The sequence below is a fragment of the Curtobacterium sp. SL109 genome (assembly GCF_026672405.1).
GTDB lineage: Bacteria > Actinomycetota > Actinomycetes > Actinomycetales > Microbacteriaceae > Curtobacterium.
On record NZ_JAPPRB010000002.1, the window covers coordinates 3,535,385 to 3,557,860 of the forward strand.

The 22,476-nt window shown below is 71.9% G+C and carries 19 protein-coding genes; 13 read left to right on the forward strand and 6 right to left on the reverse strand.

Features of this window, described 5'->3' with window-relative positions; translation table 11 throughout:
• Positions 1 to 58 precede the first annotated feature (58 nt).
• The gene (rsmI, locus tag OVA28_RS18160; RefSeq protein WP_268097978.1) at positions 59 to 880 is read right to left on the reverse strand and encodes a 16S rRNA (cytidine(1402)-2'-O)-methyltransferase; all 822 of its coding nucleotides are present in this window, start codon (positions 878 to 880) and stop codon (positions 59 to 61) included.
• Between the two features lie 53 nt (positions 881 to 933).
• On the opposite strand from rsmI, the gene OVA28_RS18165 reads away from it, so the two are divergent.
• Complete coding sequence (locus OVA28_RS18165; protein ID WP_268097979.1) at positions 934 to 2,565, forward strand: dolichyl-phosphate-mannose--protein mannosyltransferase; 1,632 nt, start codon at positions 934 to 936, stop codon at positions 2,563 to 2,565.
• 363 nt (positions 2,566 to 2,928) lie between these two features.
• On the opposite strand, the gene OVA28_RS18170 is transcribed toward OVA28_RS18165, so the two are convergent.
• Positions 2,929 to 3,588, reverse strand: coding sequence for a TetR/AcrR family transcriptional regulator (locus OVA28_RS18170; protein WP_194661631.1), 660 nt, complete (start codon positions 3,586 to 3,588; stop codon positions 2,929 to 2,931).
• Positions 3,589 to 3,754: 166 nt separating this feature from the next.
• Between OVA28_RS18170 and OVA28_RS18175 the strand changes: the two genes are divergently transcribed.
• The 8 genes from OVA28_RS18175 (at position 3,755) to OVA28_RS18210 (ending at position 14,864) form a co-directional block, all read left to right on the forward strand.
• Positions 3,755 to 5,296, forward strand: a complete 1,542-nt coding sequence (locus tag OVA28_RS18175; protein WP_194661630.1) for an MFS transporter — start codon at positions 3,755 to 3,757, stop codon at positions 5,294 to 5,296.
• A gap of 298 nt (positions 5,297 to 5,594) precedes the next feature.
• A complete protein-coding gene (locus OVA28_RS18180) occupies positions 5,595 to 6,452 on the forward strand; it encodes a sulfurtransferase (RefSeq protein WP_268097980.1) in 858 nt (285 codons plus the stop codon).
• Positions 6,453 to 6,515: 63 nt separating this feature from the next.
• A complete protein-coding gene (locus tag OVA28_RS18185; protein WP_268097981.1) occupies positions 6,516 to 7,583 on the forward strand; it encodes an NAD-dependent epimerase/dehydratase family protein in 1,068 nt (355 codons plus the stop codon).
• A 5-nt stretch (positions 7,584 to 7,588) separates the two neighbouring features.
• A complete protein-coding gene (locus tag OVA28_RS18190) occupies positions 7,589 to 8,119 on the forward strand; it encodes an ATPase (RefSeq protein WP_268097982.1) in 531 nt (176 codons plus the stop codon).
• A 78-nt stretch (positions 8,120 to 8,197) separates the two neighbouring features.
• On the forward strand, positions 8,198 to 10,039 hold the full coding sequence (locus tag OVA28_RS18195; protein ID WP_268097983.1) for a thioredoxin domain-containing protein: 1,842 nt from the start codon (positions 8,198 to 8,200) through the stop codon (positions 10,037 to 10,039).
• Positions 10,040 to 10,064: 25 nt separating this feature from the next.
• Complete coding sequence (gene hrpA, locus OVA28_RS18200; RefSeq protein WP_442780812.1) at positions 10,065 to 13,922, forward strand: ATP-dependent RNA helicase HrpA; 3,858 nt, start codon at positions 10,065 to 10,067, stop codon at positions 13,920 to 13,922.
• A gap of 17 nt (positions 13,923 to 13,939) precedes the next feature.
• Positions 13,940 to 14,323, forward strand: coding sequence for a VOC family protein (locus tag OVA28_RS18205; protein WP_268097985.1), 384 nt, complete (start codon positions 13,940 to 13,942; stop codon positions 14,321 to 14,323).
• Positions 14,324 to 14,381: 58 nt separating this feature from the next.
• A complete protein-coding gene (locus OVA28_RS18210; protein WP_268097986.1) occupies positions 14,382 to 14,864 on the forward strand; it encodes a nucleoside deaminase in 483 nt (160 codons plus the stop codon).
• A 21-nt stretch (positions 14,865 to 14,885) separates the two neighbouring features.
• On the opposite strand, the gene OVA28_RS18215 is transcribed toward OVA28_RS18210, so the two are convergent.
• Positions 14,886 to 15,431: a YbaK/EbsC family protein gene (locus OVA28_RS18215; RefSeq protein ID WP_268097987.1), complete on the reverse strand. Its 546-nt coding sequence runs from the start codon at positions 15,429 to 15,431 to the stop codon at positions 14,886 to 14,888.
• A gap of 181 nt (positions 15,432 to 15,612) precedes the next feature.
• Between OVA28_RS18215 and OVA28_RS18220 the strand changes: the two genes are divergently transcribed.
• Together OVA28_RS18220 and OVA28_RS18225 are read left to right on the forward strand one after the other, a co-directional pair.
• The gene (locus OVA28_RS18220; protein WP_194661621.1) at positions 15,613 to 16,344 is read left to right on the forward strand and encodes a class I SAM-dependent methyltransferase; all 732 of its coding nucleotides are present in this window, start codon (positions 15,613 to 15,615) and stop codon (positions 16,342 to 16,344) included.
• Between the two features lie 24 nt (positions 16,345 to 16,368).
• Complete coding sequence (locus OVA28_RS18225) at positions 16,369 to 17,388, forward strand: LacI family DNA-binding transcriptional regulator (protein ID WP_194661620.1); 1,020 nt, start codon at positions 16,369 to 16,371, stop codon at positions 17,386 to 17,388.
• A 134-nt stretch (positions 17,389 to 17,522) separates the two neighbouring features.
• Here OVA28_RS18225 and OVA28_RS18230 read toward each other — a convergent pair whose 3' ends face one another.
• Both OVA28_RS18230 and OVA28_RS18235 read right to left on the reverse strand, forming a co-directional pair.
• Positions 17,523 to 18,239 carry an esterase/lipase family protein gene (locus OVA28_RS18230; RefSeq protein WP_228505469.1) on the reverse strand — a complete coding sequence of 239 codons (717 nt, stop codon included), beginning with the start codon at positions 18,237 to 18,239 and terminating at the stop codon, positions 17,523 to 17,525.
• Positions 18,236 to 19,009, reverse strand: a complete 774-nt coding sequence (locus OVA28_RS18235; RefSeq protein WP_268097989.1) for an alpha/beta fold hydrolase — start codon at positions 19,007 to 19,009, stop codon at positions 18,236 to 18,238. Before OVA28_RS18235 ends, OVA28_RS18230 begins: the two co-directional genes overlap by 4 nt.
• An 88-nt stretch (positions 19,010 to 19,097) precedes the next feature.
• On the opposite strand from OVA28_RS18235, the gene OVA28_RS18240 reads away from it, so the two are divergent.
• Both OVA28_RS18240 and OVA28_RS18245 read left to right on the forward strand, forming a co-directional pair.
• Positions 19,098 to 19,646, forward strand: coding sequence for a dihydrofolate reductase family protein (locus tag OVA28_RS18240; RefSeq protein WP_268097990.1), 549 nt, complete (start codon positions 19,098 to 19,100; stop codon positions 19,644 to 19,646).
• Between the two features lie 109 nt (positions 19,647 to 19,755).
• Complete coding sequence (locus tag OVA28_RS18245) at positions 19,756 to 21,054, forward strand: NAD(P)/FAD-dependent oxidoreductase (protein ID WP_268097992.1); 1,299 nt, start codon at positions 19,756 to 19,758, stop codon at positions 21,052 to 21,054.
• A 415-nt stretch (positions 21,055 to 21,469) separates the two neighbouring features.
• Here OVA28_RS18245 and OVA28_RS18250 read toward each other — a convergent pair whose 3' ends face one another.
• Positions 21,470 to 22,372, reverse strand: coding sequence for an SDR family oxidoreductase (locus tag OVA28_RS18250; protein ID WP_268097993.1), 903 nt, complete (start codon positions 22,370 to 22,372; stop codon positions 21,470 to 21,472).
• Positions 22,373 to 22,476 lie beyond the last annotated feature (104 nt).

Below are 22,476 nucleotides of genomic sequence, written 5' to 3' on the forward strand. Positions count from 1 at the left end.
CAGGCGGGAGGCTCGTGGCGGGCGCCGCACCGAGCCTCCCGTCCGGTCCTGCTCGCGACTACCGCGCGGCGAGCGCGCCTTCGTACAGGTCGCGCTTGGAGAGCCCGGTCGCGTCCGCGACGGCTGCGGAGGCCTCCTTCATGCGGGTGCCGGCGGCGACGCGTTCGAGGACCAGGCGGACGCCGTCCTCGATCGAGACGACGTCGTCCGAGGCGGACACCCCGGCCACGACGACGCAGATCTCCCCGCGGACGCCGTCCGCGGCCCAGGCGGCGAGCCCGGCGAGCGAGTCCCGCTTGACCTCTTCGTAGAGCTTCGTGAGCTCGCGGCAGACGACACCGCGGCGGTCGTCACCGAACGCGGCGGCCATGTCGGCCAGGGTGTCGGCGAGCCGGTGCGGCGACTCGAAGAAGACCATCGTCCGCTGCTCCCCCGCCAGGGCCTCGAACACCCGCCGGCGCTCCCCCTGCTTGCGCGTCGGGAAGCCCTCGAAGGTGAAGCGGTCGGTCGGCAGGCCCGAGACGGCGAGCGCCATGAGCACGGCGGACGGTCCCGGGAGCGCGGTCACGGTCACGCCGGCCGCGGCCGCGGCCTCGACCAGGGGGAAGCCCGGGTCGCTGATGGCGGGCATGCCCGCGTCGGTCAGGACGACCACGTCGGCGTCCCTGGCGAGCTCGACGACCTCGGCCGCGCGGGCCCGTTCGTTGTGCTCGTGCAGCGGGATGAGCCGCGGGCGGTTCTCGATCCCGAGTGCCCGCATCAGGTGGATCGCGGTGCGGGTGTCCTCCGCGGCCACGATCGTGGCGTTCGAGAGGGTCTCGACGAGTCGGCGCGACGCGTCGCCGAGGTTGCCGATGGGAGTTGCTGCGAGCACGATCACAGCCCCATTGTCGTCGCAGCGAGCCCGTGCGCCGCATCCGTAGGATCGTGCGGGTGACCACGGACCTGGCCGACGCACCCTCCTCTGCGCCCGACGTCGCCCGCGGGTCGCGTCTCGACGACTGGTGGGGCCGGCTGCTGTCGGTCGGCTGGCGGCTCGCCGCGTGGCGCTGGGGCGGACCGATCGCGGTCACCGTGCTGGCCGCGCTGCTGCGCCTGATCGACCTCGGGCGCCCACACGCGCTGGTGTTCGACGAGACTTACTACGTCAAGGACGGCTGGTCCATCGTCCACCTGGGCTACGAGGGCACCTGGCCTGCGAACCCGACCGATCAGACGAGCCCGACGACCGACCAGCGGTTCACCGACGGGCAGACCGACATCTTCACCAGTGCCGCGGAGTTCATCGCGCACCCGCCGCTCGGCAAGTACCTCATCGGGCTCGGCATGCTGCTGTTCGGCCCGGACAACGCCTTCGGCTGGCGCTTCGCCGTCGCGGTGCTCGGCATCGCCACGGTGTTCCTCGTCGCGGTGATCGCCCGGTCGCTGTTCCGGTCGACGCTCGTCGGCACGCTCGCCGGCGGGTTCATGGCGGTCGACGGTCAGGCGATCGTGATGTCCCGCGTGACGCTGCTCGACGGCATCGTCACGTTCTTCGTGCTGCTCGGCTTCGGGGCACTGCTGCTCGACCGGCGGTGGACGGAACGCCGGCTGGACCGCTGGGTGGCGGAGCGTGTCGCCGCCGGTCGCGACACCCTGTGGGGTCCGGTGCTGTGGTGGCGTCCGTGGTTGCTCGCGATGGGGCTGGCGCTCGGGCTCGCCACGAGCACCAAGTGGACGGGGATGTACTTCCTGGCGTTCTTCGCGGTGTACTCCGTGCTCGTCGACATGATGCTGCGGAAGCGGGCCGGCATCGAGTTCTGGTCCTCGAGCGCGTTCCTGCAACAGGCCCCCGTGTCGTTCCTGCTCACCGTGCCGATCGCCGCCGTCACCTACGTGGTGTCGTGGACCGGCTGGTTCGTGTCGAAGGACGGCTGGGACCGCCAGTGGATCGCGTCCGGTGGGCAGCGGTGGCGGGGCGTGCTGTCGTGGGTGCCGGACAGCCTGCAGAACTGGTGGCACTACCAGTCGGAGATCTACGGCTTCAACATCGGCCTGCACACGCCGCACTCGTACCAGGCGAACCCGCTGCTCTGGCTGCTGATGCAGCGGCCGACGTCGATGTACTACGTCGGCACAAACGCCGGCGAGTCCGGCTGTGCGACCACCCGGTGCGGAGCGGCGATCACGGGCATCGCGGACCCGTTCATCTGGTACCCGGCGGTGGCCGCCGTCATCGTGCTGCTGGTGTGGTTCGTCCTGCGGCGCCGGTGGGAGTACGGCTTCGTCGCGATGGGCGTCGGCGCTGGGTACCTGCCGTGGTTGCTGTACGTCGACCGGACGGTCTTCCAGTTCTACACGATCGCGTTCGAGCCCTACATGGTCATGGCGCTCGCCGCGGTGATCGGGGTGCTGCTCGGGTCCCGCGAGGACCCCCGCCCCCGTCGGACCAGGGCGATCGTGTGGATCGGCGTGTACCTCGGGGTGGTGCTGCTCGCCACGGCGTACTGGTACCCGATGTGGACGGCGCTGCAGGTCCCGTGGGACTTCGTCCGGTCCCACTACTGGCTGCCGAGCTGGTTGTAGGCGGGCACGCGCTGGTCGCGTGGGCGGTCTGGTCCGGACCGCCCACCGGACGGGAGGCTCGGTGCCAGGCCGCCACGGGACTCCCGTCCGACACGGCCCGCCGCTGGCACGTCGGTCCGGAACCGGCGGCGTGCGCCCGGTCCGCAGCGTGGCGAGCGGTCAGGACACCCCGCCCGCGATCTCCGAGTGGTCACGAACCGTCGGTTCGGCGCGCCTGAGGCGACGGTTCTCGACCGGTCGGCGGACGTGAACGGTGGGTCCTGACCAGTCGGGAGCCCGGTGGCGGCGGGCGCTGGCGGTCATGAGCGGTGTGTAGTGAGCGGTGTGTCGTGACCGGTGTGTTGGGACCGGCGTGGCGAGCGGTCAGGACTGGGCGTGCAGCGCGCGCTCGATGGTCGTGCGGTCGAGCGGGTCGCCGAGCATGCCGTCCGGGTCCGCCGGGGGCAGCACCCCGTCGATGACGACCTTGGCGTAGCGACGCCAGGCGTCCGGGTCGTGCGCACGGGTGGCGTCAGCGACGGCGCCGATCATGGTGGTGAGCATCGGCAGGTCGCGGTAGTCGAAGCCGACCTGGACCACGCCGGCGTCCCGGGCACGACCGATGATCTCGTTCACCTGGCGTTCCAGGCGGTCGCGTTCCTGCACGATCGACGGACGCGCCTTGCCGGCGCGGATGATGGCGTCGGCGAGGGCGCGGTCCCTGGCGCGGAACTCGAACACGCCCATCAGGTACAGCCGGAGCGACTCACGCGGGTCGATCTCCTCGGCGGCGCGTTCGGCGGCGGCGTTCATCGCGTCGAACTTGGTCGCGAGGAGGGCCTCGATCAGGGAGTCCTTGTCGGCGAAGCGGCGGTAGACGGTGCCGACGCCGACGCCGGCTTCGTGCGCGATGTCGTTCAGCGTGACCGAGAGCCCGCGCTCCGCGAAGCACTTGCGCGCCGTCTGCAGGATCAACTCGCGGTTGCGGGCCGCGTCGGCTCGGAGGGGCCGCTCGAGGTCGGCGTGCTGATCGGTGGTGCTCACGGTGACGACCGTAGTTGAACTCTCTGGGAACAAGCGGATGCACTCCGTCCGTTTTGGTCTACAGTAGGCGGAACCGGATGCCTGGCATCCGGTTCCACCACCTCACTACAGCGCCCGACGGCGCGCGCTGCGAACACCCTCCACCCCTTCTCGAAGGAGGCCTGCCGTGACGGCAGAACAGACAGCGCCCGCACCCACCGGTTCGGCGCCCACGACGTCCGGGGCCACCACGCCCCGCAAGGACCACCGCTGGATCACCCTGGCGGTCATCGCCCTCGCGCAGCTCATGGTCGTGCTCGACGCCACCATCGTGAACATCGCGCTCCCCTCGGCACAGCAGGACCTCGGCTTCGGCACGGACCAGCGACAGTGGGTCGTCACGGCGTACTCGCTGGCGTTCGGCTCCCTGCTGCTGCTCGGTGGTCGCCTCGGTGACCTCTTCGGCCGCAAGAACACCTTCATCATCGGGCTCGTCGGCTTCGCCGTCGCCTCGGTGCTCGGCGGACTCGCCGACTCGTTCGGGCTGCTCGTCGCCGCCCGCGCCCTGCAGGGTGCCTTCGGTGCACTGCTGGCCCCGTCCGCGCTCGGCATGCTGACCACGACGTTCCGTGACCCGAAGGAACGCGGCCGCGCGTTCGGCATCTTCGGCTCGATCGCCGGCTCCGGTGCGGCCATCGGCCTGCTGCTCGGCGGCGTCCTGACCGAGTACACCTCGTGGCGCTGGTGCCTCTACGTCAACGTCGTCTTCGCCGTCCTCGGTGTCATCGGCGCGCTGGTCTTCATGGTGAAGCCCCCGAAGGCCGACCGTCCGCGCATCGACGTCCTCGGCGTCGTCACGATCACCCTCGGGCTGGTCGGCGTCGTCTACGGCTTCTCCAACGCCGAGACCAACGGCTGGGACGACCCCGTCACGATCGCGATGCTCGCCGTCGGTGTCGTGCTGATCGCGGCCTTCGTCTTCATCGAGACCCGTGTCGCGCACCCGCTGCTGCCCCTGCGCGTCGTGCTCGACCGTGACCGCGGCGGCTCGTTCGTCGCCATCGGCCTGGTGGCGATCGGCATGTTCGGGATCTTCCTGTTCCTGACGTACTACCTCGAGCAGACCCTCGGCTTCTCGGCGCTGCAGACCGGCCTGGCGTTCCTGCCGATGCCCCTGTCGATCATGATCTCCGCCACGCAGATCGGCGGCCGCCTGCTGCCCCGCGTCGGCCCGAAGGTCCTGATCTTCGCCGGTGGCCTCGTCGCCGCGACCGGGCTCCTGCTGCTGCTCCGCACCGACCTGGACAGCTCCTACGCGGGCACCGTCCTGCCGGCGCTGATCGTCATCGGACTCGGCATGGGCACGATCTTCTCGTCCGCGATGAACACCGCGACCACCGGTGTGGCCCGTGCCGACGCCGGCGTGGCCTCGGCGACGGTGAACACGATGCAGCAGATCGGTGGCTCGATCGGCACCGCGCTGCTGTCGACGATCTTCGCCGACGTCGTGAAGGACAGCCTGTCTGGACTGTCCGCCGCTCCGACCAAGCTGCAGCAGGCCCAGGCCACGCTCGACGGCTACCACGCGGCGTTCGGCATCTCGGCCGGCGTGCTCGTGCTCGTCGCGATCGCCAGCGGACTGCTCATCAACCGCCAGAGCGTCCGCCTCGAGAAGCTCGCGCACCTCGCCGCGAACGCCACGGGCAGCGTCCCGGTCGCGGCGCACTAGCGGTCGCACCACCCGTACGGCGGACAGCCCGCTCGACTCCGGTCGGGCGGGCTGTCCGTGTCTGTGAGGCCGCCGTCTGCCCGCCGCCGCCCGTCGCCCGTCGCCCGTCCCCGTCAGCCGTCGCCGACTCGGAACGACAACATCGCTGTCGTACGACGTCGACCTTGTCGTTCCGAGTCAGGAGCGGTGGCGCGAACCCCGCCGCGCTCACTCCCCCACAGGCGCCGCACAGCCCGTGCATTGCGCATTGTTGCTGATCCACGGGATCGCGTCAGGGGTCCGCATTATCGTCGGACCCATGCCCTCCGTCCTGACCTCCCCGCTCGTGTCGACGCAGTGGCTCGCCGACCACCTCGGGGCGGACGAGCTCGTCGTGCTCGATGCCTCCGTGCACACCGCGGGGGTCGGGCACACCATGACGTGGACCACCGCGCAGGACTCCTACGAGCAGCACGGGCACGTCCCCGGCGCCCGGTACGCCGACCTCGTCACGGACTTCTCCACGCCCGACGCCGACCTGCCCTTCACGCGGCCGTCAGCGGAGCACTTCGAACGCGCGGCCCGGGCCCTCGGCATCACGAACACCTCCACGGTCGTGGTCTACGACGACAGCGTGGGCGAGTGGTCGGCACGGCTCTGGTGGATCTTCCGGTCGTTCGGCTTCGACGACGTCGCCGTGCTCGACGGCGGCTTCGTGAAGTGGCGCGACGAAGGCCGCCCGGTGCGGATCGGCAGCCTCAAGAACCGCCCGGTCGACGCCGCCGACGCCTTCTTCGCAGGAGAGGAACGGCCGCTCTGGGCCGACCGCAGCCGGGTCGAGCGCGCGGTGGACGGCTCGCAGCCCGCAGCCCTGGTGCTGGCGGCCGACGAGACCGTCCTCGGGACCGACCACCCGGCGCTGGTCCCGGGGACGACCCCGATCACGCTCCGGCACGTCATCGACCAGGACTCCAACGCGCTCCGACGCCGCGCGGCACTCGCGGACGTCTTCGCTCCGGTGCTCGCCGCCGACGAGATCGTCACCTACTGCGGCGTCGGCAGTGCCGCATGCGTGGACGCCCTGGCGCTGACGGTCCTCGGGCATGACCACGTGCAGGTGTACGACGGGTCGCTGGCGGACTGGTGGCGGCGCGAGCCGGAGCCCATCGCCTCCTGACGGGCACACCCCGTTGCCCGTCCGGGCACGACCAGGACCCCACGCGCCACTAGGTTGGGCGGCATGAGCACCAGACGCGCAGTGGTCCTCGGCGGCACGGGCGGCATCGGCTCCGCCGTCGTCCGTGAGCTCCGTGCCAGCTCCGGCCGGGGCGGCGACGACTGGCAGGTCGACGTCGTTGCGCGCCACGGCGGGCCGGCAGCCGACGCCCTGACGGCCACCGGCGCCACGTTCGTCCCCGGAGACCGACGTGACACCTCCGTGCTGCGCGAGCTCCTCCGCCCCGGCGCCGACCTGCTCGTCGACACCGTCGGGCTCACCCGTGACGATGCCGCCCAGCTCCTCCCCTACCTGCCCGACGTCGGCTCGACGGTGTTCGTGTCGTCGAAGGCCGTCTACGTCGACGAGCAGGGCCGCCACGCGAACTCGCCCGAGCGGCCGGTGTTCGGTGGAGCCGTGACCGAGATCCAGCCGACGGTGGCCGCCGCGGACGCCGACCCCACCAGCCGTGAGGGCTACGGCGCCTCGAAGGTCGCCGCCGAACAGCTGCTGCTCGACCACGGCTCCCCCGTCACCGTGCTCCGCCCGACGAAGGTGTACGGCCCCGGCATCGGCCGGCCACGCGAGTGGTTCGTCGTCCGGCGGGTGCTGGACGGCCGCGAACCCGTCCTCCTCGCCGATCACGGCCGTGGCGTCGACCACACCACGGCGGCGAGCGGCATCGCGTCGCTCGTGCGCCTGGTCGCGGACGCCCCGGACCGACGCATCCTCAACGTCGCGGACGAGACGGCTCCGAGCGCACTGGAGATCGTCCGGACGGTCGCCGCGCACCTCGACCACCGCTTCGACGAGGTGCTGCTCGACGCCGACGCCCCGGCCTTCGTCGGTGTCACCCCGTGGTCGTCGTCGTCACCGTTCGTCCTCGACACGACGGCGGCCCGGTCGCTCGGCTGGCAGCCCCCACGGTTCGAGCAGGCCGTCGGACCCGAGCTCGACTGGCTCGTCGAGACCGCACACCGCACCCCCGTCGACGGTGACGTGCCGTGGGCGTCCGACCCGTTCTGGGACCGGATGTTCGACTACGGCCCCGAGGACGCCGCCCTCGTCCTGCTCTCGATGGGCACGGACTGACCCGCGTGCCACGCACCGAGGTCCTGTTCGTCGGCGGACGCTCCGGCGTCGGCAAGTCGACCGCAGCCGAGGCGCTCCACGACCTCCTGCGCGCCGCGGACGTCCGGCACGCGGTGATCGAGGGCGACGTCCTCGACCTGGCACACCCCGCTCCCCACGTCGAGCACCCCGAGGCGCGGCTCGTCGAACGGAACCTCGCCGCGATCTGGGCGAACTACCGGGAGCTCGGGCACCACCGGCTCGTCTACACGAACACCGTGTCGGTGCTCGAGGCAGACCGGCTCGCCGCCGCGATGGGCGACGACCCGCACGTGGTCGCCGTGCTCCTCCGGGCCGGCGACGACACGACGGCGTCCCGCCTCCGGCACCGGGCCGGCGGTCGGCTCCCGGAGGACCAGCTCGCGCACAGCACCAGGACAGCCGGGAGGCTCGACACGGCTTCCCCGGACCGCGTCACCCGGATCGACACGGACTCCATGGCCCCCGCCGACGTCGCACGTCGGCTCGCGTCCCTGACGGGGTGGCTCCCCGCCTGAGCCCTGTGGACGACGACGTCCTCTCCCCACATCGCCACGTCGGCCAGCCGTCCAGCGGGGAGCGGGCACGCTGGGTGCATGAACGACAATCGGCTCGGCTCCGCCGTCAGCCCCTACCTCCGCCTGCACGCCGACAACCCGGTGGACTGGCGTGAATGGGGACCTGACGCCTTCGCCGAGGCACGCGCCCGCGACGTACCGGTCCTGGTGTCCATCGGTTACGCGACGTGCCACTGGTGCCACGTGATGGCGCGGGAGAGCTTCGCCGACCCCGAGATCGCCGAGCTGCTCCGGCAGGACTTCGTCGCGGTCAAGGTCGACCGTGAAGAACGGCCCGACGTCGACGCCAGCACGATGGCGGCGGCGGCGGCCTTCACCGACCAGCTCGGGTGGCCGCTGACCGCGTTCATGACGCCCGACGCCCACGTGTTCTTCGCGGGGACCTACTACCCGCCGACTCCCGTGGGCGCGCATCCGGCGTTCCGCCAGGTCCTCGGTGCGGTGCTCGACGCCTGGCGCGACCGTCGGACCGAAGTGCACGCGAACGCTGCGGCCATCGCCACCGCGATCCGGCAGGGGACGTCGGAGGCGACCGACGACGCTGGTGCCGATCGGGGCGGAGCCGAGCCGAGCCTCCCGTCCGTCGACGCGATCCGGGGCGTGGTGGACGCGCTCGCCCAGGGTGAGGACCCGGTCCACGGTGGGTTCGGCGGCGCGCCGAAGTTCCCCTCCGCGCCGTTGCTCGAGTTCCTGGCCGACGTCGCCGCCGACGGCGACGAGGTCGTGGCGGGACTGCTCGAGCGGTCGCTCCTGGTGATCGCACGGTCGGAGCTCACCGACGCCGACGGCGGCGTCTTCCGGTACGCGACCAAGCGCGACTGGAGCGTGCCGCACTACGAGCGGATGCTCTACGACAACGCGGGGCTCCTCGCGATCGCCCCACGACACCAGGCGCGGGGCATCGCGGACTTCCTGCGTGACACCCTCCGGCGCGCGGACGGCGCCTTCGTCGCGGCGCAGGACAGCGAGTCGACGATCGACGGTCGCCGAGTCGAGGGCGAGTGGTACCGACTGCCCCTCGGCGAGCGCGCGCGGTTCGACCCGCCGCCCCTCGACGACCAGGTCCTGACCGGGTGGAACGGCCTGGCGATCCGGGGCCTGGCGATCGCTGGCGCCCGGCACGGGGACGACGAGATGCTCGGCCTCGCCCGCGCCGCTGCCGACGCCGTGCTCGCCGCCCACGTGCAGGACGGCCACGTGGTGGTCCGGTCGAGCACGCCCCGGGGTGTCTCGAGCGCGCTGCCGACGATCGAGGACGTCGGGCTGCTCGCGGAGGGCCTCCTCGAACTCGCGCTCGTGACGGGCGAGCTCCGCCACGCGACGGCCGCACGGTCCCTGGTGGACGACGGCCTCGCAGGCACGCTCGACGTCGACCCGGTTCTCGCGGCCTCGGGCACGGCGACCGGGGAGCAGCCGCAGACCGCACTCCGGTCGGGGACCATCGCGCTCGCGAACGCCAGTGCGCTGCTCGGTGCGCTCACCGGTGACGACCGCTACCGCTCTGCTGCTGCTCGTCTGGTCGCCGACCGTGCACGGACCGGCACGACGCGACCACTGGGGCACGCGGACGCCCTCGGGGTGGCGCTCAGCCTGCAGCGGCCGTCCCGGGAGATCGTCGTGGTCGCTTCGGACGCCCGGGTGCTGGAGGGCTTCCGGGCGCTCGCCTCCACCGCGCGCGGCCCTGGTTCCGTGGTGGCGTCCGTCACGCCGGAGCAGGCGCGGGCCTGGTCGGACGCCGGGTTCTCCCTGTTCGACGGCCGCGACGCGCTCGACCCCGCGGCGTACGTCTGCCATGACCACGTCTGTGCCCTGCCGGCGCGCTCGACCGAGGAACTGACCGCGCAGCTCGCGTCGAGCTGACCGCGGGCGGTATCCTGGAATGCTCATGTCTCCCACGCCGCTCGTCATCACCTACCCGCCCGAGCTGCCGGTCTCGCAGCGGCGGGACGACATCGCCGCGGCCATCCGCGACAACCAGGTCGTGATCGTCGCCGGCGCCACGGGTTCCGGCAAGACGACCCAGCTCCCCAAGATCTGCCTGGAACTCGGTCGCGAGCACATCGGGCACACCCAGCCGCGCCGGATCGCCGCCCGCACGATCGCGGAGCGCGTGTCCGAGGAGCTCGGCGGCGAGCTCGGCGACCTGGTCGGGTACCAGGTCCGCTTCACCGACAAGGTCAGCGCGAACACCCGGGTCAAGCTCATGACCGACGGGATCCTGCTCAACGAGATCCACTTCGACCGCGACCTGAAGCGCTACGACACGATCATCATCGACGAGGCCCACGAGCGCTCGCTGACGATCGACTTCCTGCTCGGGTACCTGAAGCGGCTGCTCGTCCGGCGCCCAGACCTCAAGCTCATCATCACGAGCGCCACGATCGACCCGCAGTCCTTCTCAGCGCACTTCGACGACGCCCCCATCATCGAGGTCTCCGGGCGCACCTACCCGGTGGAGATCCGGTACCGCCCGCTCGTCGCCGACCAGCCCGACGCGGACGCCCACGACGACGACGACGAGACCGACTCGCGGACGGCCGACGCCGGCAGCAGCGCCGACGACCGCGACCAGCTCACCGGCATCACGGACGCGCTCGACGAACTCGCGCGTGAAGCTCCCGGCGACGTCCTCGTGTTCCTGTCCGGCGAGAACGAGATCCGCGACGCCCAGGACGCCATCGAGGGCAAGCACTACCCGGGCACCGAGGTCCTGCCGCTCTACGGGCGGTTGTCCGCCGCCGACCAGCACCGCGTGTTCCAGCGCAGCGCGACCCCGGGGGTCCGGCGCCGCGTGGTGCTCGCCACGAACGTCGCCGAGACCTCGCTGACCGTCCCCGGCATCAAGTACGTCATCGACACCGGCACGGCCCGCATCTCCCGGTACTCCCCCCGCGCCAAGGTCCAGCGGCTGCCGATCGAGGCCATCTCGCAGGCCAGTGCGAACCAGCGGTCCGGTCGCGCCGGACGCACCAGCGCGGGCATCGCGATCCGGCTCTACTCGGAGGACGACTTCGACCGCCGCTCGGAGTTCACCGACCCCGAGATCCTGCGGACGAACCTGGCCGCCGTGATCCTGCAGATGATCAGCCTCGGCTTCGGCGACATCGAGGCCTTCCCGTTCCTGCAGCCGCCGGACTCCCGTGGCGTCAAGGACGGCCTCGACCTGCTCCGCGAGCTCCGCGCGGTGGACGCCGGCGGCGCGATCACGAAGTCCGGACGGCAGCTCACCCGCCTGCCGATCGACCCGCGCCTCGGTCGGATGGTGCTCGAAGCGGGCAAGCAGGGCGTCGGACGCGAGGTCATCGCGATCGTCTCGGCCCTGAGCATCCAGGACCCGCGCGAACGACCGCTCGAGAAGCGTGCCCACGCCGACCAGCTGCACGCGCGGTTCGCCGACCCGACCAGCGACTTCCTCACCCTGCTCGGCCTCTGGAACCACATCCAGGACAAGCAGGACGAGCTGTCCTCCAGCGCGTTCCGGCGGCTGTGCAAGGCCGAGTTCCTCAACTACCTCCGCATCCGCGAGTGGCAGGACCTGTACCGCCAGCTGTCCCGCGCCGCCAAGCAGGTCGGCGTCCACGTGGACAACGACCGCAGGGACGACCCCGACGCCGTCCACCGCTCGCTCCTGGCGGGACTCCTCAGCCAGATCGGGCTGCGCGACCGCGAGAAGCGCGACTACCTCGGCTCGCGCAACACCCGCTTCGTGCTGTTCCCCGGCAGCGTGCTCGCCAAGAAGCAGCCCGACGCCGTGATGGCCGCCGAGCTCGTGGAGACCAGTCGGCTGTTCGCCCGGACGGCCGCGCGCATCGACCCGCTGTGGACCGAACAGCTCGCCGGTGACCTGCTCAAGCGCACCTACGGCGAACCGCACTGGGAGAAGAAGCAGGGGGCAGCGGTCGCGTACGAGCGGGTGACCCTGTTCGGCGTGCCCATCGTGCAGCGTCGGCGGGTGCAGTACGCCCGCATCGACCCCGTGCACTCCCGCGAGCTCTTCATCCGGCATGCCCTGGTGGAGGGCGAGTGGGACTCGCAGCAGGCCTTCGACCGCGCGAACCGGACGCTCCGCAAGGAACTCGAACAGCTCGAGGAACGGACGCGTCGCCGCGACATCCTGCTCGACGACGAGACCGTCTACGAGTACTACGACGCCCGCATCCCGGCCGAGATCGCGACCACCCGCGACTTCGAGGGCTGGTGGCGCCGGACGCGCCGGGAACAACCCGACCTCCTGACGATGCGGCGCGAGGACCTGCTCGACGAGTCCGCTGCCTCCGCGGCCGAGGACGACACCGAGTACCCCACGCAGTGGCGGTCCGGCGACAACCGACTGGCGGTCCGGTACCGCTTCGAGCCCGGCGCCGAGGACGACGGCGTCAGCGTGCAGGTCCCGCTCGCGCTGCTCCCCCGGATGCGCGAGGAGGGCTTCGACTGGCAGGTCCGTGGGCTCCGGAAGGAGCTCGTCACCGCACTGATCAAGGCCCTGCCGAAGCAGATCCGCAAGAACGTCGTCCCCGCGGCGGACTGGGCGGAGAAGATCGTCGACGAGCTCCCGGACGACGCCCCGACCACGCCGACCGAGAGCTTCCGGGCCACCCTCGCCAAGACCATCCAGCGCATGACGTACGTGCCGGTCACCGAGCAGAACTTCGACATGACGCGGGTCCCCGCTCACTTGCTGCCGACCTACGCCGTCGTCGACGAGCGCGGTCGTCGGGTCGAGGCCGGCAAGGACCTGTCGGCCCTGCAGACCAAGCTCAAGGACCGCACCCAGGAGAGCGTCGCGCGGGCGACGCAGCAGGGTGGCCGACGGTCCGGGGCCGCACGGGTGGCGGATGCCGCTCCCGCCGGTCGTCTCGAGCGCTCCGGGCTCGTGGCCTGGCCCGACACCGACCTGCCCGAGGTGCTCGACACCAGGCAGGCGGGCGGCGTGATCCGCGCCTACCCCGCCCTGGTCGAGGAAGGCTCCGGCCCGAAGGCCACGGTCGGCGTGCAGCTCCTGGCGACCCCGGCCGACCGGGCGGTCCGCATGCCCGCCGGTGTCCGTCGTCTGGTGATGCTCGCGGTGCCCTCGCCGGTGTCCTACATCCAGTCGCACCTGACGTCACAGGAGAAGCTCGCGCTCGCAGCCAGCCCGTACCCGTCGACGGCCGCGCTGTTCGACGACGTGCTCGCGGCGGTGGTCGACGCCGGCATCCGCGCCGCCCACCCCGACGGGCTGCTCTACACGCGCGTCGCGTTCGAGGCCGTCCGCGACTCCGTGTCCGCCGGGGTCGTCGACACGATGTTCACCGCGGTGTCGGAGGTCGCCGCGGTCCTCGCCGCCCAGCGGAAGGCCGAGCGCGCGATGAAGCAGGCGACGTCCATGGCGCTGCTCCCCGCGCTGAACGACATGCGGCAGCAGCTCGAGCGCCTGGTGTTCCCGGGCTTCGTCGCGGTTGCCGGCCTCGACCGCCTCCGTCGGATCCGCGTGTACCTGCAGGGCGTCGAGGCCCGGGTCACGAAGCTCGTGCAGAACCCCGGGCGTGACGCCACCTGGATGCGCGAGGTCTCGGTCGCCACCGGTCGGTACGAGGACGCGGGCGGCACGTTCCCGCCAGCCGCCGGTGCACACCCGGAGCTCGTCCACGCCCGGTGGATGCTCGAGGAGTTCCGGCTGAGCCTCTTCGCGCAGGAGCTCGGCACCGCCGAGACGGTCTCGCTGCAGCGGATCACGAAGGCCCTGTCCGCCGCCAGCAGCTGAGGACTACCCTCACCGGCATGATCGGCACCTTCGACGTCCTCGTCCTCGACTGCGCAGACACCCGCGCCCTCGCCCGGTTCTACGCTGAGCTCCTCGGCGGCGAGGTCGTGGTCTTCGACGAGGACTGGGCCGAGGTCGTGCTGCCGCTCGAGGGCAGCCGGCCGCTGCTCGCGTTCCAGCAGGTCGAGCACTACCGGGCGCCCGAGTGGCCCGGGCAGGACGTCCCGCAGCAGATGCACATCGACGTCAAGGTCGATGACCTCGACGTCGGCGAAGCCGCGGTCCTCGCGATCGGCGCCACGGCGACCGGCGTGGCGAAGGACGACGCCGGCATCGAGAGCTTCCGCGTGTTCCTCGACCCCGCCGGACACCCCTTCTGCCTCATCAACCCGACCGACTGACCCTGCCCGTACCTCGCCGCGCACGGGCCGGTCAGCCCTCGGTGGCATCGTCGCTGGCATGAGCTCCACCGAGACCGACACCAGGTTCACCGAACGCGTCGTGAAGCGCGCCGTCCAGAACGTCCGCGAGGGCGGCAAGCCCTTCGCCTGCCTCGTCGTCCGCGACGGCAAGGTCCTGGTGGAAGCCGCGAACCAGGTCGCGCAGTCCGGTGACGTGACGGCGCACGCTGAGATCTCCGCCATCCGACTGGCCGCCGAGATGGGCATCACCGACTTCACCGGCACGGACGTCTACGTCACCGCGTACCCGTGCCCGATGTGCCTCGGTGCGCTGTACTACGCCCAGCCGGACCGGATCGTGTTCGCCGCGTCGCGGGAGCAGGAGTCGGAGCACTACGAGGACGGCAACCGCCTGATGACCCTCGACACGTTCTACGACGAGTACGCGAAGCCGGTCGACGAGCGCACCCTGCGTGCGGAGCAGGGGCCGAGCGAGGACGCCACGCTGCCGTTCCGGGAGTGGTCAGCCCGCCAGGACTGAACCGCTCCCTCCGTCGTGCGGTCAGTCCGCCGTCGTGGTCGCGAGCCCCTCGACGACCTCGACGTGGGGCAGCCCGGCCAGGACGGCCCCGGGCAGGAACAGCTTCGCCCCACGGACGCCAGCACCGATGACGACCTCGGGCACCCCCGCCACGCGGGAGTCGACGTAGACGGGCCACGAGGACGGCAACCCGATCGGCGTGATCCCACCGTGCTCCATGCCGGTCATCGCGACGGCGTCGTCCATCGGCGCGAAGCTCGCCTTCCGCGCCCCGAGCAGCTGCTTCACGGTGCGGTTCACGTCGAGCCGCGTCGACGCCAGCACGATGCACGCCGCGTACGTCAGGTCCTCGCCGCGCTTGCCCACCACGACGATGCAGTTCGCGCCGCCCTCGAGCGGGTAGCCGTAGGCCTCCGAGAACGCTGCCGTGTCCGCCAGGGTGGCGTCGATCGGTGCGGCCTGGATCCGGCTCAGGACGTCGGCGGGCAGGCGGACCAGGGCTTCGGCGACGGGGATCGCGAGGAAGCCGGTGGCCACCAGGGCAGGGACACGCTCCAGACTCGGCATCGTCCCACCCTACGAGTGCCGCCCACATCGCCCGGTCAGCCCGCCTGGCTCGACTGGTCGCAGCCGACCGGGTCGGCGCACCGCCACCGGACGGGAGGCCCGGGACCAGCCCGCCCCGAGCCTCCCGTCCGGCAGTGGGCCGGCCACACTGCCCACCGACACCGCGTGGCAGGGTGGGCGCATGACCTTCGAGCAGCACGCACGCTCGTTCGGCGCAGCCGCCGACGCCTACGAGCGCGGACGCCCCGGCTACCCCTCGGCGGTCGCGGAGTGGCTCGCGCCGGATCCCGTGACGCTGGCAGTCGACGTCGGCGCCGGGACGGGCAAGTTCACCAGGACACTGCTCCCCCGGGCCGCGGAGGTGGTGGCGGTCGATCCGGATGCCGCGATGCGAGCGCGGCTGACCGACGTGCTGCCGGGCGTTCGGGCGCTCGAGGGGACCGGCGAGGCCGTCCCGCTCGAGGACGGCAGCGCGGACCTCGTGACCTTCGCCCAGTCGTGGCACTGGGTCGACCCGACGGCGGGCGCGCTCGAAGCGGCGCGCATCCTCCGACCGGGCGGAGTCCTCGGTCTGGTGTGGAACATCCGGGACGAGTCCATCGCCTGGTCGGCGGACCTCGGCGCGCTCATCATGCGACCGGAGTCGCGGATCATGCAGTACGACCGACCGTTCGTGGGCGAGCCCTTCACGGACGGTGCCCACGAGACCTTCGCCTGGGTCAACGAGCAGTCGCGCGCCGACTTCCTCGACATGATCGCCTCGCGGAGCTACGTCATCGTGATGCCGGACGACGAGCGCCGGGCGCTGCTGCGGCAGGTCGAGGACCTGCTCGACGGAGCGCCCGAGACCGCCGGACGGGCGACCGTCCCGGTGCCGTACGTCACGCACGTCCACCGGTACCGCCGCCCCTGACCACCGCCGCGCTACGGTTGCTCCATGCGAGCGACCGTGCGGGACGTGGCAGCCCTCGCCGGGGTCTCCCCGAAGACCGTCTCCAACGTCATCAACGGCGGCGTCGTCGTGCGGCCCGACACCCGCGAGCGGGTCGAGCAGGCGCTGGAGCAGCTCGACTACGTCCCGAACCTGTCCGCCCGGGGACTGCGCAACGGCCGATCGGGTGCGATCGCGCTGACGTTGCCCGAGATGAGCAGTGCCTACTCCGCCGAACTCGCGCGGTGGTTCGTGGAACTCGCCCGCGACCGTGACTGGGTCGTCCAGCTCGACCAGACCGCCGCCGACCCCGAGCGGGAACGGCAGCTCGTGTCCCGCGCCCGGGCGCACCTGGTGGACGGGCTGGTCCTCAACCCGGTGTCGCTCAGCGCGAGCGTGCTCGCGTCGACCGTCGGGCTGCCCCCGACGGTGGTCATCGGCGAGGTCGAGCCGGAGCACGTCGACCAGGTCCACGTCGACAGCAGTGCCGCAGCGCACGAGGTCACGACCTACCTGCTCGACCACGGACACCGGCGGATCGCGGTGGTCGGCGCCCCGGAACCCGCTGCCGACGGCGCCCAGGTCACCGCCACGAGCGAGCGGCGGGTCAACGGACACGATGCCGCCCTGCGCGACGCCGGCCTCACCCCCGACCCCGCGCTCCGGGTGCCGCTCCCCGGGTGGTCGACGGCCGACGCAGCCGGGGCCTTCGGCGTCTGGCTGGACACCCACCCGCTGCCCGACGCCGTCTTCGCGTTCACGGACTCGATCGCGTTCGGCGTGCTGCACGTCCTGGCGGCACGGGGCATCAGCGTGCCGGACCAGGTGAGCGTGGTCGGGTTCGACGACGTCGACGGTGCGGCGTTCGCGATCCCCGCCCTGACCACGGTGTCGTTCGACCGACGGGCCTTCGCCGACGCTGCCCTCGACCTGCTGACGGCACGGATCGCGGACCGCGACGCTCCCCCGTCGACCGTCGTGATCCCGCACCGGATCGTCGAGCGCGCGAGCGTCGCCCGGCGCTGATCCCGCACCGTGCGCGGTCGCTCGACCGGTGCGAGCTCCCACACCTGGTGCGCCGCCACGACCGGGCACGGGGTGGTCTACCCCGCACCGGACCGTCGGCTAGCTCACGGACAGGCCGCCGCAGCCCGTGCGGGTCAGCGCGGCGCGGCCGCCTCGAGCACGGCGTCGCGAGCTCGGGCGTCGCCGAGGATCCGGAAGTGGCCCCCGACAGGCACCCGCACGTTCGTGGCCCCGGCGAGCGCGCTGCCCCCGGGGATGAGCGTGTCGAACACCCCGTACACCGACGTGATCCGCCGGTTCGCGTCGAGCTCCCGCGCCAGCCCGGCGAGCACCGGGTCCGCCGCCCGGAACGCCCGCAGGTGCGGCACCGGCGCGAGGTTCGCGTAGACGGAACCGCCGAACGGGGTGGACACCGCGACCATCCGGTCGAGTCGCCCGTCGTGGTCCAGGTGCGCCATCGCGTACTTGCCGATCAGCCCGCCCTTGCTGTGGGTCACGAGCAGCACGTTCCGCAGGTCGAGCTCCTCGATGGAGGACATCACCTCTGCTGCGGAGATCGGGACCGGCCGGAGGTTGTGCCGCAACGACGCGAGCACGTGCACGGGATGTCCTCGGTCGTGCAGGGCGTCCATGAGCGGCCGCATGAAGTGCCAGGTCTCGTAGACCCCGGGGATCACGACGACGGGCTGACCGTCACCGTCCCGGTAGTCGTCGGCCGTGGTCGGTCCGAAGCTTTGCACCTGCCAGCGGATCGCGTAGCACCAGTCGAGGACCGCCCACCACGCCCGTCGCACCAGTCCCACCCGGACAGGAGGCTCGGCTCGGGCCGCGTGGACCTGCCCGCCGCTCATCGGGTCGCCTCCAGCGCCTGCATCCGGCGGAACTCGTCGACGAGCTCCGCGAAGGCGCCCGGCTCGTGCTCCTGCACGTGGTGCGCCCCCCGGAGTTCGGCGAGCGCCCCGCGCTCGGCGACCTGGGCGAGCCGCGCGGTCCAGGCGCTCCTGGCGATGGGGTCCCGGTGCCCACGCACGACGAGGACCGGCACGCGCAACCGCCCGACGGCCTCGCGCATCGGGTACCGCATCATCGGCCGGAGCTGCCAGCGGTACTGGCGGAGGCTCCGGAGGTAGTCGGTCACGAGGACGGCGTTCATCCGCGCCGTCTCGAAGAACCCGTCGACCCCGAGCGAGAGCGCCTGCTGCAGCAGGGTCCTCCGGTGGTCGTCGATGACCGGTCCGACGAGGACGACCGAGTCGACCTCCTCCGGATGGCGGATGGCGGCTTCGACGACGACCTGCGCCCCCATCGACTGGCCGACCAGGATGCTCTCGTGCACGCCGCGGGAGCGGACCGCCCGCATGACGAGGTCAGCGAGCTCGGGGATCTCGAGTCGGCGTCCGGCGCCGGGCAGGCCACCGAAGCCGGGCAGGTCGACGGTGATGGTGCGGTGTTCCCGGGCCAGGGCGATCTGCGACCGGCCGAACGAGCGATGCGACATCCCGATGCCGTGCACCAGGACGACGGTCGGCTCGAGGGCGTCGTGCCGTCGGCCGGCCGGCGCGATCGTGCGGAGCCGGACGGGCATCCCGTCCACCGAGACCGTCTCCACCAGTGCGCGCACACCTCGACAGTACGCAGTCGTGGCTCGCAGTCGCCCGGTGGACGACCCGGGGGTGTCGCGACGGCGCCCGGCGCACTAACCTCCGGTCATGCGCACGGTGACAGCGGGCCTGTTCACGTCGGTCGACGGCGTGGTGCAGGACCCCTTCAAGTTCCAGTACGACAGCTTCGACGACGAGCTCGGCGCGGGCATGGGGACCTTCATGGCCCGGACCGACACGGTGCTCCTCGGTCGGAACAGCTACACGGAGTGGTCCGAGTGGTGGCCCGCCCACCCCGAGGACCCGTTCGGCCAGTGGATCAACCCGATCGAGAAGCACGTGGCTTCGACCACCCTCGGCGACGACCTGACGTGGGAGAACAGCTCCCGCATCCAGGGAGACGTGCACGCCTTCGTGCGGGAGCTCAAGGAGCGGGACGGCGGCGCCATCGCGGTCTGCGGCAGCGTGACGCTCGTGCGCAGCCTGCTCTTCGCGGGGCTCCTCGACGAACTGCAGCTCATGGTGCACCCGGCGATCGCCGGCAGCGGTCGGAAGCTCTTCGAACCGACCGACCCGCCCACGCGCCTCCGACTGGTCGAGAGCACCGTGACGAGCCGCGGCAACGTCGTGAGCACCTACGCGCCGCGAGCCGACTGACGGCGCTGCGCCCATCCTCCGATCCGGCACCCGCAGGGGTGGACCGGAGGATGCCGGAAGCGGCGTACCGTTGTGGTTGCCGTTGACCGCATCACCCACGGAGCTCACCATGCCGCAGGACCCTCGCCCGCACGTCGTCATCGTCGGCGGTGGGTTCGCCGGGATCGCCGCCATGCGCGAACTCGCCGACGCCCCGGTCCGCGTCACCCTCGTCGACCGCCACGTCTACAACATGTTCCAGCCCCTCATGTACCAGGTGGCGACGGGCGGCCTGAACGCCGGGGACGTGACCTACTTCCTCCGGAGCCTCCGTGCGCGGCAGGACAACGCCGAGTTCCGCCACGGACTCCTCACGAACATCCGACCGGACGAGAAGATCGCCGAGATGTCCGACGGGGAGGACCTGCACTACGACCACCTGGTCCTCGCGAACGGCGTCAACACGAGCTACTTCGGCACCCCGGGCGCCTACGAGTACGCGTACTCGATGTACTCCCGGTCGCAGGCCCTGCGCATCCGCGACGAGCTCTTCACCCGGTTGGAGGAAGCGGCAGCCAACCAGGGCCCGGACGAGATCCGGATCGTCATCGTCGGCGGCGGTGCGACCGGCGTCGAGATGGCCGGCGCGCTCGCCGAGCTGCGCGACCAGGCGCTCGAGGGCGCCTACCCGGAGATCGTCCGCGGGAACATCACCATCACGCTCGTGCACCGGAGCGGTGAGCTGCTGAAGCCCTTCGCGCCGCGACTCCGTCGGTACGCGGCGAAGGTGCTCCGCAAGCGCGGGGTCATCCTGCGCCTGAACACCGGCGTCTCCGAGGTCCGCCGCGACGGCGTCATGACCGCGGACGGCGAGTTCATCCCGGCGTCGCAGGTCATCTGGGCCACGGGCGTCGCCGCGCACAAGGAGGTCGCGAACTGGGGCATGCCGCAGACGCACGGCGGGCGCATCCAGGTGAACGACGACCTCAGCGTGAAGGGGGTCGAGGGCATCTGGGCCGCCGGTGACATCGCCGCGCAGGACCACGCCCTCGCGCAGCTCGCCCAGCCGGCGCTGCAGGGCGGCAAGCACATCGCCAAGCAGATCGTCCGCACGCTCGAGGGCAAGCCGACCGAGCACCTCAAGTACCACGACAAGGGCACGATGGCCACGATCGGGACGAACGCCGCGGTGGCTCAGCTCCGCGGCGGCATCACGATGGTCGGGCCCGTCGCGTGGGCCGCCTGGGTCGCGGTGCACATCGCGTCGCTGCTCGGCAACGGCAACCGCCTGTCGACGCTGTCCCACTTCTTCGTGCGCTACCTGTGGTTCATGCGGAAGCGCTCGATCCCGATCGTCGGGGACGTCCGCCCGGTGCGCCCGAACGGCGACCGCGAGCCCGAGCCCTGGCAGATGCAGAAGGCCGAGTAGCGCGGACGCGCTGCGCCGAGCAGCTCGACGTCGAACGACACGATCGCTGTCGTACGACCTCGGCTTTGTCGTTCCGAGTCGCGAGGCGCTGGGTCGAACGTGACGGACGACACGATCGCTGTCGTACGACCTCGGGTTTGTCGTTCCGAGTCGGAAGCGGCGTGCGCTCCCCGCCACGCGGCGGACGGGAGGCTCGGTGCCGGGCTGCCACGAGCCTCCCGTCCGGTGGATGGCTCGTGGCGCTCGCACCGTGCGCGTTCTTCCGGCCGGTGCGCGTTCGTGCACCCGGTGCAGCGCGAGGGACCCGCACCGTGTGGGCAACCTCGCACCGGGCAGCCACCGGGCGGCCACCGCCCGGCCGCACCCGCACCCGCCCACGACCCAACCGGGCCGCGCAGCGGTTACCGCGCGGCGGTTACCGCGTGGCAGCGGCGTAGGCGCCCGCGGCGATGTCCTCGAGGAGCGTGGGGCCGGTCGGCTCCCACCCGAGGAGCTCCCGCGTCGCGGCGGACGACCCGGACATCTCCATCGCGAAGAACTGCCCGATGAACCCGAAGTGGGCGACGGCGTCGGCCGGGTCGACCGAGGTGACGGGGAGCCCGAGGGCGTCCCCGATGGCCTCGGCGATCGCCCGCGTCGGGATCGCGGTCTCCGCCGAGGCGTGCATGCGGGTGCCGGCGGGCGCCTGCTCGAGCCCGAGCCGGACGAGCCGCGCAGCGTCGGACCGGTGCACGGCTGACCAGGAGTTGGTGCCCTCCCCGACGTAGGCGGACACCCCGTGCGTGGTCGCGGCGGCGGTGATGAGCGCGATGAAGCCGTGGTCGCCCACGCCGTGCACGGTCGGGGCGAAGCGTGCGGCGACGGTCCGGACGCCCTGGTCGACGAAGTCGAGGGCGCGGTTCTCGCTGCCGCCGCGCATGGCATCGGGGCCGCTGAACGGCGAGACGTCGGTCTCGACGGCCGGTCGGTCCTGCGCGAGCCCGGCGATGCCCGAGGCCACGACGAAGGGGCGGTCCGTGCCGACGAGCGCGGTGCCGATGGTCTCGACCGTGGCACGCTCGGCGGCGTTCGTCGCGGCTGCGTTCGCCCAGTCGTGCTTGTTGGCGAGGTGCACGACCGCGTCGGCGTCCGACGCCCCGCGGCGGATGGCGTCGAGGTCGTCGAGGTCCCCGCGGAGCGGTGTGGCACCGGCGGCGGTGACGGCAGCGGCGGAGGCGTCCGAGCGGACGAGTCCGGTGACGCGGTGGCCGGCGGCGACGAGCTCGTCGACGGTGGCGGAGCCGATCCAGCCGGAGGCTCCGGTGACGAATACGTGCATGGTGTGTCCTTCCAGGACGAACGAGACCGAACGAGAACGATCAGGGCGAGTCAACGCCCCGATGTCACCGACTGACATCACCGTAGCACCCGATGTCATGCACT

What these genes read in the sequence shown, in the direction of transcription:
- OVA28_RS18180 (WP_268097980.1), top strand. Translation starts at nt 5,595, where the DNA reads ATGCCCTCCGTCCTGACCTCCCCGCTCGTGTCGACGCAGTGGCTCGCC.
- OVA28_RS18185 (WP_268097981.1), top strand. Translation starts at nt 6,516, where the DNA reads ATGAGCACCAGACGCGCAGTGGTCCTCGGCGGCACGGGCGGCATCGGC.
- OVA28_RS18195 (WP_268097983.1), top strand. Translation starts at nt 8,198, where the DNA reads ATGAACGACAATCGGCTCGGCTCCGCCGTCAGCCCCTACCTCCGCCTG.
- hrpA (WP_442780812.1), top strand. Translation starts at nt 10,065, where the DNA reads ATGTCTCCCACGCCGCTCGTCATCACCTACCCGCCCGAGCTGCCGGTC.
- OVA28_RS18205 (WP_268097985.1), top strand. Translation starts at nt 13,940, where the DNA reads ATGATCGGCACCTTCGACGTCCTCGTCCTCGACTGCGCAGACACCCGC.
- OVA28_RS18210 (WP_268097986.1), top strand. Translation starts at nt 14,382, where the DNA reads ATGAGCTCCACCGAGACCGACACCAGGTTCACCGAACGCGTCGTGAAG.
- OVA28_RS18215 (WP_268097987.1), bottom strand. Translation starts at nt 15,431, where the DNA reads ATGCCGAGTCTGGAGCGTGTCCCTGCCCTGGTGGCCACCGGCTTCCTC.
- OVA28_RS18220 (WP_194661621.1), top strand. Translation starts at nt 15,613, where the DNA reads ATGACCTTCGAGCAGCACGCACGCTCGTTCGGCGCAGCCGCCGACGCC.
- OVA28_RS18225 (WP_194661620.1), top strand. Translation starts at nt 16,369, where the DNA reads ATGCGAGCGACCGTGCGGGACGTGGCAGCCCTCGCCGGGGTCTCCCCG.
- OVA28_RS18230 (WP_228505469.1), bottom strand. Translation starts at nt 18,239, where the DNA reads ATGAGCGGCGGGCAGGTCCACGCGGCCCGAGCCGAGCCTCCTGTCCGG.
- OVA28_RS18240 (WP_268097990.1), top strand. Translation starts at nt 19,098, where the DNA reads ATGCGCACGGTGACAGCGGGCCTGTTCACGTCGGTCGACGGCGTGGTG.
- OVA28_RS18245 (WP_268097992.1), top strand. Translation starts at nt 19,756, where the DNA reads ATGCCGCAGGACCCTCGCCCGCACGTCGTCATCGTCGGCGGTGGGTTC.
- OVA28_RS18250 (WP_268097993.1), bottom strand. Translation starts at nt 22,372, where the DNA reads ATGCACGTATTCGTCACCGGAGCCTCCGGCTGGATCGGCTCCGCCACC.